This is a genomic window from Gimesia panareensis, from assembly GCF_007748155.1.
GTDB lineage: Bacteria > Planctomycetota > Planctomycetia > Planctomycetales > Planctomycetaceae > Gimesia > Gimesia panareensis.
In genome coordinates this window covers 6,952,563-6,969,119 of record NZ_CP037421.1, presented here as the reverse complement: position 1 = coordinate 6,969,119, position 16,557 = coordinate 6,952,563, and the positions used below count along the sequence as shown (strand labels likewise).

The 16,557-nt window shown below is 53.9% G+C and carries 7 protein-coding genes; all 7 read left to right on the top strand.

All coding sequences use genetic code 11. From position 1 onward, the window contains the following. Positions 1-2: 2 nt before the first annotated feature. The 7 genes from Enr10x_RS26165 to Enr10x_RS30095 all read left to right on the top strand — a co-directional run bounded on the left by Enr10x_RS26165 (position 3) and on the right by Enr10x_RS30095 (position 16,556). Positions 3-3,512, top strand: a complete 3,510-nt coding sequence (locus Enr10x_RS26165; RefSeq protein ID WP_145451939.1) for a helicase-related protein — start codon at positions 3-5, stop codon at positions 3,510-3,512. A gap of 14 nt (positions 3,513-3,526) precedes the next feature. After that, the gene (locus Enr10x_RS26160; protein ID WP_145451937.1) at positions 3,527-7,867 is read left to right on the top strand and encodes a sacsin N-terminal ATP-binding-like domain-containing protein; all 4,341 of its coding nucleotides are present in this window, start codon (positions 3,527-3,529) and stop codon (positions 7,865-7,867) included. After that, positions 7,860-9,488 (top strand): ATP-binding protein, encoded by a 1,629-nt coding sequence (locus tag Enr10x_RS26155; RefSeq protein WP_145451935.1) that lies wholly within the window; start codon positions 7,860-7,862, stop codon positions 9,486-9,488. The genes Enr10x_RS26160 and Enr10x_RS26155 overlap by 8 nt, the downstream gene beginning before the upstream one ends. A 160-nt stretch (positions 9,489-9,648) precedes the next feature. Beyond that, positions 9,649-12,630, top strand: a complete 2,982-nt coding sequence (locus Enr10x_RS26150) for a DUF1156 domain-containing protein (protein WP_145451933.1) — start codon at positions 9,649-9,651, stop codon at positions 12,628-12,630. A gap of 18 nt (positions 12,631-12,648) precedes the next feature. Further along, positions 12,649-15,933 (top strand): Swt1 family HEPN domain-containing protein, encoded by a 3,285-nt coding sequence (locus tag Enr10x_RS26145; protein WP_145451931.1) that lies wholly within the window; start codon positions 12,649-12,651, stop codon positions 15,931-15,933. A gap of 237 nt (positions 15,934-16,170) precedes the next feature. Next, positions 16,171-16,419, top strand: coding sequence for a hypothetical protein (locus Enr10x_RS26140; RefSeq protein WP_145451929.1), 249 nt, complete (start codon positions 16,171-16,173; stop codon positions 16,417-16,419). Then, on the top strand, positions 16,416-16,556 hold the full coding sequence (locus tag Enr10x_RS30095) for a hypothetical protein (RefSeq protein ID WP_197997373.1): 141 nt from the start codon (positions 16,416-16,418) through the stop codon (positions 16,554-16,556). The genes Enr10x_RS26140 and Enr10x_RS30095 overlap by 4 nt, the downstream gene beginning before the upstream one ends. Position 16,557: the final 1 nt, after the last annotated feature.

The following is a 16,557-nucleotide window of genomic DNA, read 5'->3' as shown; positions in this document are numbered from 1 at the left end:
ATATGGTCCGATTGGAAGACATCACGAAGAACGCAACTGTCAAAGGTATCCTCGCCAATGCGGCTGTGAAGATCATAGACGCGAAGCCGATCGGCTCAAATGCGTTGAAGGTTGTCTACGAAGCACCCGATGGTGCGACCGATCAAGAGATCCTGTACCGTGATCGCGAGCCAACACTGGAACTTGTTGAATCCGGTCGACCGTGGAGCTTCACCGGGGATGGCAATCTCTTTCGTCTCGTCTCCGAGGCATTGCGTATCCAGCTTGCGTATCTTTTTGACCCGGTGTTAGCAGTTCACACGTCGCTGGTCGAACCGTTGCCGCATCAAATTACCGCCGTTTACGAAGAAATGCTAACGCGGCAACCTCTGCGTTTCTTGCTTGCCGACGATCCTGGAGCCGGAAAGACAATCATGGCTGGCCTGCTGATCAAAGAGCTGATCATTCGCGGCGACCTCAAACGCTGTATGATAGTTGCACCGGGGAATTTGGTCGAGCAATGGCAGGACGAACTCAGCGACAAGTTCCAGCTACCCTTCGAAATCATGACGAACGACAAGTTCGAGTCGGCCTACAGCGGCAACTGGTTTTTGGAAAACGACTTGGTTATTTGTCGCCTCGACAAGCTTAGCCGAAATGAGTCAATTCAGGACAAACTAAAAGTTACGGACTGGGATCTGGTTGTCGTTGACGAAGCTCATAAGATGTCGGCCTCGCTTTTCGGTGGTGAGGTCAAGGAAACCAAACGGCACAAGCTAGGGTTACTCCTACGAGAATTGACAAGGCACTTCCTGCTGATGTCCGCCACGCCTCACAACGGCAAGGAAGAAGATTTTCAGTTGTTTATGCGGCTGCTCGACAGTGACCGATTCGAAGGTGCCTACGATCCGGCACGACACAATTGTGATGCCGGTGACATGATGCGGAGGATGGTGAAGGAAGACCTGCTGAAGTTCGACGAAACACGACTATTCCCGGAACGAAGGGCTTATACGGTCGACTACAAGTTGAGCGATACCGAAGCATCGCTGTATGCGGAAGTGACAGACTATGTTCGAAAAGAGTTTGACCGTGCGAAGGCTCTTGAAAACGATGGGCGAAAAGGAACGGTCGGTTTTGCGTTGACGATTCTTCAAAGGCGTCTGGCATCGTCACCTGAAGCAATCTTCCAGTCTCTGCGGCGGCGGCGCGAGCGTCTCGAAAGTCGTCGAGAGGAAGTCAAGTTGCTGAAACGCGGGGGGGCGGCACAGATCGAATTTGATAAGAGTCTACCATTACTCGAATCAGATGATGATGTCGAAGATTTCGAGGATCGGCCAGGAGAAGAATTTGAGGATGCAGAGGAGAACATCCTCGATCAGGCAACTGCAGCGCAAACTATCGCTGAACTCGAATTGGAAATTGAACGACTCAAAGAGTTGGAAAAATTAGCAGGTACCGTTCGCAGCAGCGGGAAAGACAAGAAGTGGGAGCAATTGTCCTCGTTGCTTCAGGAAAATGAGCACATGTTCGATGAGCATGGAAATCGGCGTAAGTTAGTTATTTTTACTGAACATCGCGACACTCTAAACTATTTGCACGATCGAATCACGACTTTGTTGGGGATGCCGGAAGCTGTGGTAACGATCAGCGGCGGAATGCTGCGCGAGTATCGCAAGGACGCTCAGGATCGATTCACACACGACAAAGAAACACTGGTCATGATCGCCACGGATGCTGCAGGGGAAGGTATCAACCTGCAGCAAGCACACTTAATGGTCAACTACGACCTGCCGTGGAATCCGAACCGGCTGGAGCAGCGATTCGGACGAATCCACCGTATCGGACAAACCAATGTTTGCCATCTATGGAATCTTGTTGCCGGCGAGACGCGCGAAGGTGATGTCTTTCGTAGGCTACTTGAAAAGCTCGAAGTAGAGCGCGACGCGTTAGGTGGAGCTGTCTTTGATGTACTAGGAAAGGCTATCGAGGGCCGTCGGCTACGCGACCTCCTTCAGGAAGCAATTTTGTATGGCAACCAGCCGGAAGTCAGGGCCAAGCTGAAGGAAAAGGTCGAAGGCGCACTCGATCACACTCGTTTGCGGGAACTGATTGAGGACCGCACACTGGAACATGAGTCGATGGATACTTCGCGAGTGCGTGAAATTCGAGCCAAGATGGAGCGCGCGAATGCAAGGCGATTGCAGCCTTACTTCATCGCTTCCTTTTTCCGTGATGCGTTCGCGCAGCTCGGCGGAAAGTTAAAGGAGCGAGAGAGCAAGAGGTTTGAAATCTCGCACGTGCCGGCGGATATTCGCAACCGGGACCGGCAAATTGGAACTCGCAACAAAGTGCAGCGAAAGTACGAACGGATCACCTTCGACAAGTCACTTATCAATGTCGAAGGTCAGCGGCAGGCCGCCTTCGTCTGTCCAGGACATCCGTTACTCGACACCTGCATCGACCTGATCCTGGAGAGATACCGCGATCTGCTTAAGCAGGGTGCTATACTCATCGATGATACTGATTCATCCGAGGATGTTCACGCCTTGTTCTACCTTGAGCACACGATTCAGGATGGTCGGACAACAGAAAGCGGTGTTCGTCGTGCCGTCAGCCGCCAGTTGCAGTTCGTGGCAATCGATCACGAAGACAATGTCCATTCTGCCGGATATGCTCCATACCTTGATTACCGACCGGCGACAGAAGAGGAGAGCAACGCGATCCAGACGCTTCTCGACGAGGAATGGCTGACGCGAGATCTGGAGGAGCGGGCGATTGAGTACGCCATCTCTGAACTTGTCCCTCGCCACGTCCAGGAAATACGCGGACAAAAAGACGCGCTGATCGACAAAACAAAGCAGGCTGTCACTGAACGACTCACTAAGGAGTATATGCACTGGGATAACCGGGCGCAGCAACTAAAGGCTCAAGAAGAAGCGGGCAAGACACCCAAGCTGAATTCTCGAAAGGCCGAGCAACGAGCCGATGACTTGCAGGCACGGTTGAAAAAACGACTGGAAGAACTGGATCAAGAAAAACAACTATCTCCCAAAGCTCCAATTGCCGTGGGCGGAGCTCTTGTCGTTTCGGCTGGAAAGCTGCGAAAGCTTAGCGGCCTTCAAGAGACTCCGGAAACGACTCAAGCCCGCGAAACGAAACGAGTCGAGGGGATCGCGATGAATGCGGTCATGGATGCCGAAACAGCATTGGGTCACTCTCCGCATGATATCTGCGAGGAAAAACGCGGTTATGACATCGAATCCGTCGACGGGCAAACCGGGCGATTGCGGTTCATAGAAGTGAAGGGGCGTGTTGTTGGGGCCGACACAGTGACGATCACGCGTAACGAGATTGTCACCGGAATTAACTCCCCAACGAGTTTCATTCTGGCAATCGTCCAGGTTGATGGTGAGAAGGCGTTACCCCCTGTCTATGTGCGAACTCCGTTTGAACGCGAACCTGACTTTGATGTTACAAGCGTTAACTATAAGCTGAACGAGATGCTTCAGCGAGGAGCCCCGCCCGCATGAGTGGAGTCCAACAAATGACGCACGAAGCCAAAAGCGGGCCACCACCGGATTACTTCTACGACATCCGTGACAAAGCACGCGGTCGTTGGGAACAGCTGGAAGCTGACCCGGAGCTGGCCGCTCCTTGGCACCAGCTTTTCAAACAAGTGCAGAGTCCACGCCACATTGTCTCAGAATTGCTTCAGAACGCTGGTGATGCCGGGGCAACGGAAGCCGATGTCAAAATCGTCGATGGAGAGTTTGTCTTTTCCCACAATGGAAGCGACTTCACAAAAGACGAATTCGCTTCGCTCTGTCGCTTTGGCTACTCCAATAAGCGGAGTCTCCACACGATTGGTTTTCGGGGAATTGGCTTCAAAAGCATATTCAGTCTGGGAGACGAAGTTCGGCTTCGCACACCAACGCTTTCGGTTTCTTTTTTTCGTGAACGGTTCTCCGAACCTGTATGGATCGATGGCGACACTACCCCTGACACTCAGGTCAGCGTCACGATCAAAGATCAATTTCGTCAAAAGGAAATAGAAAAAAATCTCTCTGAATGGCTGGCAAGTCCGACGTCGCTGCTGTTCTTTGATTCCATTAGGCGGCTGCGCGTTGGTAACCATGAAGTTCGCTGGGATTCTGGCGGTGACGGACCGGTGCAGGATTCGATATGGATGACGTGTTCGGCAGAACCGGATAGGAAGTACCTTCTCATTCGTTCCCAGAACGAACCATTTCCTCCCGAGGCTGTCGATGAAATCCGACAGGAGAGGATGATTTCCTCGGATGATGATGCAGCGTTTCCGCCCTGCCGTATTGAGATTGTACTCGGTATGGAAGGACGGCTGTTCGTGATTCTGCCGACCGGTGTGAAAACCGAATTGCCGTTCGCATGTAATGCGCCCTTTATTCAAGATCCAGCACGCGTCAAGATCAAAGACCCTGAGACATCGCCGACAAACCGCTGGCTGTTGATGCGTGCCGGCGAACTCGCTGCTAGAGCAATGCTGGAGTGGCTGAGTCGGAGTGATCTTCCAGCGACGGATCGCTGCCAGGCGTATTCGCTTCTTCCAGACGTGAACCGTGAAGATAGCACAATTGAGGGCTGTTGTGGGACAATCGTGGAAGAGGCCCTCGAAGATGCGATTGAGGACCGAGACATCTTGTTAACCGAGAATGAAACGGTCGTCCCACGCGATCAATGCGTCGCCGTTCCCAGCCAGCTGCTTTCGATTTGGTCGGTAGAGCAGGTGTCTGCGTTCTTTGACCAGGCTTCGCGGCCGCTACTATCACGCCACATTGCAGCAGTTGAACGCGAGAAACTGAATAATTGGAATCTCGTCAGCCAGATCGACAAAGATCACATTTTGGATGTGCTTGAAGAGAAGCATCTTCCTCGTCCGGAATCCTGGCGGCGATTACTGTTGCTTTGGGAATACGTCTCCGATGACGTCTGCGAGACGTTCTATTATAGGGCAAACTCCCGACAGGACGTACGCATAGTCCCCGTTCAAAGCAAAGATGCCCTATACTCGGCTGATGAAGTTGTGCGACTGGGCGAGAAGAGGCTTTTGAAGTCGGAAAAGGACTGGGAATTTCTATCGCAGTATTTGCTTGTCGTCCATCAGTACTGGCCTCGTTATCTTGCGGACCAAAGACGCAAGGCTGACGAAGAAAAAAACGAAAGTCTGCTAACTGCCTTGGAAGAAGCACAGCGTGTTCTTGAAGCTCTCGATCTCGACGACTCCAGTGACGTGAGTCGAGTCGTCGCGGCTGTATCCGAAAAGGCGTTCGCCAGCGACGAATACCCGATCGAAGATTGCGTTCGAATCGCGCAGATTGCTGCGAAGCTCGGTGCGACGGTCACGGATCAGTTTCAGTTTGTTACTCAGGATGGGCTGCGAACAACGGTCGATACGACCATCTTAGTCGATCTTGACGGGCAGCTTGATCTGTTTGTTGGTGAGCAGTGGTATGAGTGGTACGTCCTACATGACGATTATAGTCAGGACTTTGTCTCTTGCTCCAAGCTTGAATGGGAGCAGTGGGTTGCAAGCAGCAAAAGTAAACTGCTTGGCTTTGTTCCACTCAAGAATTCTGAGCAGAAAATCTATGGCCGCAGCAGGATTGAAGCGTTCCTTAGGCAGCAAGGAATCACAACTAAACCTGGGTACAACTACGTTACGCATGACTTCGTAGTTGACGATTGGGATTTCGACGCGTCTCACTGGAATGGATGGGAGCAGTCAGCCAGTCAGGATTCGACATTCTGGTCAAAACTGCTATTGCGGATTCTCAGGAATCCCGACTTATACACGGGTAAAGCGACTTCAGCCAAGGTGCAGCAGATTGCTACCACGGGTAAACGGCGATCCATCATCCACGAGCCTGTCCCCTCGGCCTGGCTGACGCGTTTCAGAGACCTGCCGTGCTTGATTGATACTCGTGGCCAGTGCCGTAAGCCTGCAGAGTTACTGCGTCGTACTCCGGATACGGAAGCGTTACTCGACGTCGAGTTGTTCGTAAGAGCGGAAGATGACAACGAGCACACTCGCCCACTGTTAAAGCTGCTGGGTGTCGGAGACTCGCCGACCGGCCCTGAGCGGCTTTTAGACCGACTGCGTGCGATGGCAGGCGTGAAGGATGCTCCCGTCTACGAACTCGAAAAGTGGTATCACCGGCTCGACCAGCTTTTTCAGAAGTGCTCGACGGCCGAATCGATCACAGTTCGCGATGCTTTTACCGACGAGCCTCTGATTCTTTCACTGGACGGGAACTGGTACAGCAAAGCCGAAGTGTTTCTGAACGCCTCAGAAGACGATGTGCCGGACGCGCCACTGGTACATCCATCAGTTCGACACTTGACGCTGTGGCAGAAGATCGGCGTGGCCGAGCGACCAACCGCCGATCTCGCCATGGAATGGCTCAAGGAACTCCGCTCTGGAAACAGACTGAGTGCGGATGAGCTTCGACGAGTTCGCGCCTTATTGCCACGTTTCCCGCTGAAAATATGGGAAGAGTGCGGGCACTGGTTGAGCCTTGACGGAGTTTGGACAGACGTCGAGTCTCTGAAATACTCGCTGACGATGCAGTCGCTCATTGCGTGGAGCCACCTGTTTCAATCAGTCAAACAACAGACGGCCGACCTGCAACGGCTGGATGCAGAAACGTGCCAGCAGCCGCCATTCAGCGAGTTGCCCACTTTGTCCAGTCGAATTGAAGACTGGTGTTCTGAAGGCTTGTTTGATCTGGAAACACCCATCACAAAACGATGGATGCAGTCTCTGGGAAAAGGGATCGCCCGGATTGAACTGGATGAGCCTGACGATCAGGACTCTCTCCGCCGGCTTGGATGTCGGTTGGCCAGTTCGTTCTGGCAGGTCACATCCGGACTCGAATCAGTGCCATACATTGATGGCACTCCTGCCGGTACCGCTCGCCCAATTCAAGCCCTGTGGAAGGATGACCGTCTGTATGTCGACGATTGTCCCGTTGCTCAGTTATTCAAGGCAATCACTCAGGAACTGTCTCGCGTATTTGACCGCGGGGACATCGGTGACGCAATCCGAGCGTGCGTGGAACGAAGCCCCGATTTTATCCAGGACTATCTCGTGGAAAACTTTCGGTTGTCGCCTCCGGACGCCGACGAAAATACCGAGGTTGAGGACGCCGCCGATCATGCCTCATCCGGTGAGCAGCTCGCAGATTCCGATTTGGAGGATTCCCGCAACATAGAAGAGGACACCGATCAAGAATCGGGCGTCGATGATATGGATGGTGCCGCTGATGCCGATAGTGAGTCTGACGATCCTGTCGACGACGGTGATGAAGATGTCGACGATATGATGGACGATGACACTAGCGATGTTGCCGATGAATCTAATGGCGATAATAGCAACATCGACGACGATGAAGCACAAGACACGCAGCAGCAAAAGTCGTCGCCGCCACGAAAGTCGCCCAAGTCGAGTTTGATCGAGCTGATGGCCGCAGAAGAGGGTTTCTCAAAGGATGGAACGGATCGTTACCTTCATCCCAATGGCAGCTGTCTGCAAAAGGCTAGCGGCAGCACATTCCCATGGGAGCGTTATACTGCTGAGGGCCGCCTGGTGCAAAGTTACTGGGTAAAAGATTGCTGCATCGAGCGAGAGCCACTGCAGTTGGACGCCGTTGTCTGGAATCTCTGCGAACGTCAGCCCAACGCCTTTTCGATCGTATTGCGCGATCCCAACGATAAAGCCGTCGTGTATTCCGGTGCGGAGCTTTTGCGGCTTCGTTCGCAGAATCGGCTGACCTTGCACCCCGCCAACTACCGCCTTGTTTATCAGCACGACGACACTTCCGGAGTAGAGGAGAGCGGACAGCATGACTGATGTGCAAATGCTTGAGCAGTGGATGCAGGACACCGAAGGTGAGAACCTCGAATTCAAGGAGGCACGCAACCGCTACGACTTCGAAGAACTGACGAAGTATTGCGTGGCCCTTGCAAACGAAGGTGGTGGCAAGATCATTCTCGGCGTATCCGATGATCGGCCTCGCCAGGTCGTTGGCTCAAATGCATTCAATCAGCCTGAGCGCACGCGTGCTGGGCTGAATCAGCGATTGCATCTGGGCATCAGGTTTGACGAAATCTTGCACCCAGATGGTCGAGTTCTCGTTTTTGATATTCCAAGCCGTCCGGTCGGAATCGCCATTCAATACGACGGTCGATATCTGGTTCGTGACGGTGACAGTCTGGTCGGTATGTCAGGCGAGCGACTGCGGGACATCATTGCTGAATCGGGACATGATTTCTCAGCAGACGTGTGCGAAGGTCTGACGATCGACGATCTGGAAGATTCGGCAATCGAGGAATTCCGGCAGCGCTGGATCGACAAGAGTGGCAACGGTAACCTTCAGAGCCTGTCGAGAGAACAGCTTTTATCGGACATCGAAGCCACCGTCGACGGGAGCCCCACATACGCAGCGCTGATCCTGTTCGGTTCGCAGGCAGCGTTCGGTCGGTATCTGGCCAACGCCGAAGTCACTTACGAATATCGTTCCAGCAATGCCTCTGGCCCGGCTCAGAAGCGACTGGAGTTCCGAGAGGGGTTCTTTCAGTGGTACGACCAGCTCTGGGAACAGATCAACGAACGCAATGACCTGCAGCACTTCCAGGTCGGTCCGTTTGTGCTGGATGTTCCTACGTTCCACGAGCGCGGTATTCGCGAAGCGATCCTTAACGCAGTCAGCCACCGAAACTATCAGCTCGGTGGCAATGTTTTCGTGCGGCAGTATCCGAACCGGATCGAAGTCGTCAGTCCCGGTAGCCTTCCCGTGGAAGTCCGGCTTGAGACGATTCTTTATCGACAGTCACCGCGCAATCGGCGTATTGCTGACATCTTTACGAAGTGCGGGTTAGTCGAGAGGTCCGGTCAGGGAATGAACCTGATGTTCGAGTCAGCGATTCAGCACAGCAAGTCGCTGCCTGACTTCACCGGCACGGATAACTATCAGGTTTCCATTACTTTGCATGGTGTGATGCAGAATCCGGAGTTTGTTCGTTTCCTGCGAGAGTTCGATGATGATGTCAAGGACTCACTCAGCACCGATGAATGGCTCGTGCTGGACCAACTCAGCAGAGAACAGCCTCTACCCGATGAGTTGTTGGTATGCACGGATCGACTGATTGAACTGGGAATGATCGTCCGGGCAGCACGTGGCAGCTTCATTCTGGCTGAATCGTATTACAGGTCCATCGGTCGAGAAGACACGTTTAGACGGTTGCGTGAGAACGAAGTACTCAAGGAACGGCTGGAGGCACACATTTCAGAGCACGCAGTGGACGGTTGTTCTGTTGGTGAGCTTGTTGATCTCCTGCCGGGTTTGACCCGAGATCAAGTGCGGGCGCTGCTGGATGAACTCCGTGGTGAGGAACGTGTCCATCTCAGAGGCAGCCGCCGCTGGGCACGTTGGCATCCTGGTCCGGCACCAGACGATGGGGAGGGAATATGACTGGGCTGAGAATCATCGCATCTATGGGGTTCTATAGGGAACTTCCGCGATTCTGTCGCCAATCTAGGGGAGGGGCGAATCCAGAACATACTGTAATAATAAGACTTACGTTGTGCGTTCTATGGGGTTCTATGGGGCCAAACGAAGCTGAAAGAGTGAAATGACAGGAAAGTATCGAAAGAAACTGATCGAAGTGGCTCTGCCGCTGGATGCTATCAATAAGGAATCGGCTCGAGAGAAGTCGATTCGGCATGGGCATCCGTCGACACTGCATCTGTGGTGGGCGCGGCGGCCGCTGGCGGCTTGCCGGGCGGTGCTGTTTTCGTCGCTGGTCAACGACCCAGGCGACGATCCGATGTACAGCATCGATCCAGAGATCGAGGCTACAGAACGGGCCAAGCTGTTTGACCTGATCGAGGAACTGGTCAAATGGGAGAACAGCAACGATCCGCGAGTCATCAACGCGGCGAGGTTGGAGATCGCCCGCAGCATCGCCGCCAACAAGGTGGCCGACAAGGAATTGAAGGACGACACCCCGCTGGTGGCCAATGCGCCGCAACTGCCGGAGGAACAGGCGAAGTATCTTCCAGAGCCGCCTGCCGAGTACACGGCCCACGACATTCGCTGGAAGATGCCGTCGCTGAAGCCGGAGCAGGTCAACCACTTTCTGGCTTATTACGCTCCGCCGGTACTCGATCCATTTGCCGGCGGCGGTTCGATCCCGCTGGAAGCCCAGCGACTGGGGCTGCGGGCCTACGCCAGCGATCTGAACCCGGTCCCCGTCCTGATCAACAAGGCCCTCATTGAGATCCCGCCGAAATTCGCCGGGATGCCGCCGGTAAATCCCAAGTCTCAAGAGGGAAAGCTGAAGACCAAAGTCTGGCGCGGTGCAGAGGGGCTCGCAGACGATGTACGATATTACGGCCAGTGGATGCGCGATGAGGCGGAGAAACGAATCGGGCATCTGTATCCTAAGGTAAAAGTCACGGAGGAAATGGCTACCGACCGATCCGATTTGAAGCCGTATGTCGGCAAGGAGTTGACCGTCATCGCGTGGCTATGGTGTCGAACAATCGCGACGCAAGATCCGTCGCTCGATCGAACGCATGTTCCGCTTGTTAGTTCGTTCTACATTTGCCGCAAAACTGGAAATGAAGCTTGGGTCAAGGCGACGGTGGATCGTGAATCACGTGAGTATCACTTCGAGGTACAAGCCGGAAAGCCCCCTGCTGGAACTGAGGGAGAGCTACGAAGTGGGACCAAGGTTGCGCGCGGTAAATTCGGCTGCCTGTTGAGTGGACAGCCATTTGCGCCTAGTTACGTGAAAGAGGAAGGTAACAAAGGTAATTTGAAGCATCGCCTCCTGGCGATCGTTCTCGCTGGAAATCGCCGACGCCTATATCTTTCACCCGAATTCGCTGGCAAAATCGATATCCCAGTGTGCGACTTCCTATGCGATTCACCCTGTCCAGAGATTTCTGGATATTTCAATCCCCCAATCTACGGGCTCAAGACGATTGGTTCTCTGTTTTCCCCTCGTCAGCGGTTTGCGCTCAAGACGTTTGGAGACCTTGTCTCGGACGCAACCGAACAAGTTCTGGCAGATGGAGCTGACGTTGACTATGCAAGAGCCGTTGCTACCTGCCTTGCACTCGGTGTCAGTCGTATGGCGAATCGTTTAACGTCCTGTAGCATCTGGCACACGGGAGGGCAGAAAGTCGAGCAGATCTTTTCCGAACAAGGCGTACCAATGGCGTGGGACTTCGCAGAAGCAAATCCTTTCAGCGGTGCAACCGGAAGTTGGGATGGCTCGTTGGAATGGATTCCTCGTTGTTTGGAAAACTCACCAAACGGAGTCGGAATTGCCTATCAATCCGATGCAGCGTCACCGCCACGCTTTGAAGGGACCTGCATGGTTTCGACTGATCCGCCTTATTACTCAAGTATTACGTACGCTGATTTCTCTGACTTTTTTTATCCGATTCTTCGACATGCTCTGCGCGAACAATATCCAGATCTATTTGCCACAATGCTGACTCCTAAGGCCGAAGAAGCTGTTGCAGCTTGGCATCGCTTCGATGGAGACCGCGAAGCAGCATCGCGACACTTTACTCAGAAGCTCGGATCGTGCTTCCGTCGAATTCAAGGTCTAACAGTCCCAGACACGCCGGTTACGATCTACTATGCCTTCAAACAAACAGAGTTGGAGTCGGAAGACGGCCTAGTGACTGCGTGGGAGAGTATTCTTCGTGTCGTGTTAGACAACGGGTTGGGAGTGGTTCATACGTGGCCGATGCGGACTGAGCAAACTTCCGGGCGCAAAGCACAGAAGAACGTGCTGGCATCATCCGTCGTGTTGGTTTGTCGTCCTCGTTCCGACGAGTTGTCGATTGTGACTCGTCGGGACTTCGCGAATGCCCTACGATCCGAACTGCCCGATGCGATTAAGTATCTGCAATCATCGAACGTGGCTCCAGTGGACCTAGCTCAGGCTTCGATCGGGCCGGGGATGGCGGTGTTCAGCCGCTACCAGCAGGTGGTCAATGCCGACGGTTTGCCGATGTCCGTCCGCGAGGCTCTTCAGATGATCAATCAGGTGCTGGATGAATCGCTCAATGAGCAGGAAGCAGACTTTGATTCGGAAACGCGTTTCGCCGTCCGCTGGTTCGAACAGTATGGTGAGAATGACGGCCCCTTTGGTGATGCGGAGACATTGGCCAAGGCGATGGCTGTGGCCGTCAGTGGTGTTGTCGAAGCCGGTATCCTCGCCAGCAAAGGGGGTAAAGTCCGGTTGCTCAAACGCGACCAGCTCGATGCAAACTGGAATCCGGCTACCGACAAACGCTCGACGATCTGGGAATGCACCCAGCATCTGATTCGCCGTCTGGAAGAAGAGGGTGAGTCTGCCGCCGCTCAGTTGCTGGCAGATATCCAGCAGGCGAAAGGGAGCGAAGCCGGCGAAGTGGCCCGCGAGCTTTCCTACCGTCTCTACAGCACTTGCGAACGCAAGAGTCGGGCCGCCGAGGCTCGCAGTTACAATGGACTCGTCGTGAGTTGGCCGGAAATCAGCCGGATGGCGCGCGACCTGAAGAATAATGCTCCTAAAGCCGAACAGCGAACGATGTTCGGCGAAGAATCATAAAAGGCAAAGAACGAAACGATGGCGAAAAGCAATCGAGAAAAGATCGGCGATGCGATCATACTGTTCAAGAGCGGCATTAAACCGTTCGTGGAACGGGAACTACAAGCCCATTACGGCGACGACTGGAAAAAACAGGTTACAGAGTCCCTGCGCTTTGATCCGGGCAACGACTGGGATACGTGGGCCTATCTGTCGGCGATGTGGGAGAATTGGAATCAGGTTTTCCGCAACACGCTCGGTCACGTCGAACGTAGCATTGTGTCAGAACTACGTGATGTCCGAAACAGGTGGGCTCACGAGAAGCCGTTCTCGTCCGACGACACATACCGAGCGATGGACAGTATGGAACGACTGCTGGAAGCTGTCTCCGCAGGCGATGTTGCTTTGGCCGTCAACCAGCAGAAAATGGAAGTCATGCGTCTAAAGCTGGCCGAGCAGACACGCCACGACGCCAAGCGACGCGCTGCCGGTGCCACCGAAGGTAATCCCGCCAGCGGCCTGCCATCGTGGAGAGACGTCATCGAACCGCACGTCGATGTTGCTTCGGGCAACTATCAGCAGGCCGAGTTTGCCGCCGACCTGCATCAGGTTTTCACCAACCGTGCAACCGACGAATACGGCGACCCGATCGAGTTCTTCCGCCGCACCTACATCACTCAGGGGCTACGTGACCTGCTGACGAATTCGCTGAAGCGACTGGTTCAAGGCAAGGGTGATCCGGTGGTTGCACTGCAAACGAACTTCGGTGGCGGCAAGACACACTCGATGCTCGCGCTGTACCATCTGTTTTCCGGCACTCCTGCCAGTCAGCTACCCAACGTCGACGAACTGATTTCGGCACTCGGCATCGAAGAACTGCCGACGGTTAAACGGAGTGTGCTCGTTGGCCAATATCTGTCGCCGGGTGAAGTCCACAAGATGCCGGACGGTACCAAAGTCCACACGCTGTGGGGTGAAATGGCGTGGCAACTTGCTGGCAAGGAAGGCTATAAGCTCGTCAAACAGGCCGACGAAAGCGGCACAAATCCCGGCCGGTCGCTGATAAAACTCTTTGACATGGCTGGACCGTGCCTGATCCTCATCGACGAATGGATCGCCTACGCGCGGCAACTTTACGAAAAGCACGACCTTCCCGCCGGTAGCTTCGACACGCAATTTACGTTCGCCCAGGCATTGACAGAAGCGGCAGCTGATTCCAAGAACACGTTCGTTGTCGTGAGTATCCCTTCATCAGACATTGAGCTCGGCGGCACAGCGGGTAAAGAAGCCCTGACCCGCATGGAGAACGTCGTGGCACGTAAGGAAGCCACCTGGCAGCCAGCCAGTAGCGAAGAGGGTTTCGAAATTGTCCGCCGCCGATTGTTCAAACCGATTGGTTCGGACGATCTGTTCCGCCAGCGGGACACTGTCGTGCGGGCTTTCATCGAAACATACCGGGCTGGAGGTAAAGATTTCCCCTCAGAAGCAAGTACCGCTGACTACGAAAAGCGTATGAAAGCAGCTTATCCAATTCATCCTGATCTGTTCGATCGGCTCTACACCGAATGGTCAACACTCGACCGTTTTCAGCGAACCCGAGGTGTGCTGCGGTTGATGGCTGCGGTGATTCACGAATTGTGGGAGCAAGGTGACCAGAACTTAATGATCCTACCGGGCATGCTGCCACTGCATCAGCCTGCTGTCACGAAGGAGCTGGTTCGATACCTTGAACCATCATGGCCAGTGATTGTGGAAACGGACGTTGATGGCCCTGATTCAACTCCGCTGACGATCGACCGCGAGAACTCGAATCTCGGCCGGTTCTCGGCGGCACGACGAGTGGCCCGCACGGTGTTTCTCGGCACGGCGCCCATGCGCGGCACGGCGAATCGGGGGAAGGATATTCGTCAGATCAATCTCGGCTGCGTTCAACCTGGCGAAAGTACCGCCACCTTCGGAGACGCCCTGCGGCGGCTGCAGAACAAGGCTCGTTACCTGCACACTGATGGTGAGCGAACCTATTATGATCCCGCTCAGAACATCAGCCGTGACGCGGAGTCGCGTAAAGACGATTTCAGCATCGAATCAGTTCACGAGCGGATTTCAAAACTCATCAAAAACACCGAACGAGACAAAGCCGAATTTGAGAAACTGCATCCATGCCCCTCGTCTCCTTCTGAAGTTGTTGACGAACCGTCCGCTCGTTTGGTGATTTTCCAGCCCAGTGAGACACACACGTCGAACAGCACGGACTCAGCAGCCATCAAACAGGCAGATGCCTTCCTCAACTCTCGTGGCTCAGGGCCGCGAATCTACCGGAATATGCTGGTGTTCGTCGCACCGGATCACACGCGGATCACCGAGCTGGAAGATGCTGTGAGATGGAGCATGGCTTGGGAGGCCATCTATTCTAAGCGCGAAGAACTGGACCTGAACCAATCGCAGATTCGGACAGCGGACGCGAAACGCAAGGAGTGGGAAGGCGTCGTCGGACAGCGAATCAGCGAAACGTATTGCTGGCTGATCGTGCCAACGCAATTGAAGTCCAGCGAGCCAGTCAGCCACGAGGCATTTCGACTACGGGGATCGGATTCCATAGCAGAACGCGCATCGAAGAAGCTCGCCGACCAGGGAGCATTGGTTACCGTCTACGGTAGCAACCTGCTGAAGATGGTTCTTGACGGCATCCCATTGTGGCGTGGAAACCACGTTCTCGTGAAGCAGCTTTGTGAAGACTTCGCTCAGTACCTCTACCTTCCGCGTCTCAGAAACGATCGTGTGCTACTGGCTTCAATACAGCAGGGAATCTCGATGTTACTGTGGGAAGACGACGGCTTCGCCTACGCTCAGGACTTTGACGCCGACAGAAACCGATACGTTGGTCTCTGTGCAGGTCGAAGCACGCAGGTCTCTGCAGATCACACGAGCCTGGTGGTCAAAGCTGAAGTTGCGGCGGCGCAGCTTGCCACAGCGACAACCGCTGGCGGCACCGGTCCGGCAACTACAGGCCGGTCAGTCGGCGATCCGGATTCAGCCACTACGACAACTTCAGGCGGTGACACAACGTCCATTGAACCAGTTCAAGTCAAGCCAACACGCTTTTATGGAAGTGTCACGCTTGATGCGACTCGCCTTGGCCGTGACGCCGGACGCATCTCCGAGGAAGTTCTCAGCCATCTGGCCAGCCTTCAGGGGGCCAGAGCCGAAGTCACCCTCGATATCGAAGTTCGAATTCCGGACGGCGTCCCCGACAACGTCGTCCGCACCGTCACCGAAAACTGCCGCACATTGAAGTTTGATAATCAGGGGTTTGAGGTGGAATGACAACAGAAACAGCGACTCGCATGGGGAGCAACGGACAAAAAGCAAGAGAATAGTAGGGCGGCAAAAGGAACGGTTCCGCAGAAGTAAACCACACAGTCCTCTCGTATCTTCGATTTAGAATCGTAATTTGTGAACTCGAAACCTGAGAATGCGATTGACAGAGAGCAGGAAGAGTAGCTCCGTTGGAAACGATGAATGATTAATCATGACCGGAAAAGAGCTCCTTAACATCCTGTTATGGGAATTCGTGGCGCTTGTCACGATTGTGGTTCTGTTTTTCTGGGGAGCAGGGAAGCAAAACGGGAAAAAGAACTCAGACGACAGGAAACTGAAAAAATTGCCAACCTGCATCCTGAATTACAGCAGCTTCATGTTTACGCTAATCAGCAGGCACAGCAATTTGAGTTCAGTTTTGTCCTGTTGATTATCGTCGGCATTTTTATTGCTGCGTTGATCTATATTTTGAACTGGGGGGCTGTATTATGATTCGCTCTATCTCCGCTACTCACAAAGAGGCGTTGATCGACGCCAAATACGCACATCGGCCCTTCGATGAGGAAGATGACTACGAAGAAGATGTCAGTGAGGGTGAACCAAAAACCGGATGGGATTCCATCTATTGAA

What these genes read in the sequence shown, in the direction of transcription:
- Enr10x_RS26140 (WP_145451929.1), top strand. Translation starts at nt 16,171, where the DNA reads ATGGGAATTCGTGGCGCTTGTCACGATTGTGGTTCTGTTTTTCTGGGG.
- Enr10x_RS26145 (WP_145451931.1), top strand. Translation starts at nt 12,649, where the DNA reads ATGGCGAAAAGCAATCGAGAAAAGATCGGCGATGCGATCATACTGTTC.
- Enr10x_RS26160 (WP_145451937.1), top strand. Translation starts at nt 3,527, where the DNA reads ATGACGCACGAAGCCAAAAGCGGGCCACCACCGGATTACTTCTACGAC.
- Enr10x_RS26150 (WP_145451933.1), top strand. Translation starts at nt 9,649, where the DNA reads ATGACAGGAAAGTATCGAAAGAAACTGATCGAAGTGGCTCTGCCGCTG.
- Enr10x_RS30095 (WP_197997373.1), top strand. Translation starts at nt 16,416, where the DNA reads ATGATTCGCTCTATCTCCGCTACTCACAAAGAGGCGTTGATCGACGCC.
- Enr10x_RS26165 (WP_145451939.1), top strand. Translation starts at nt 3, where the DNA reads ATGGTCCGATTGGAAGACATCACGAAGAACGCAACTGTCAAAGGTATC.
- Enr10x_RS26155 (WP_145451935.1), top strand. Translation starts at nt 7,860, where the DNA reads ATGACTGATGTGCAAATGCTTGAGCAGTGGATGCAGGACACCGAAGGT.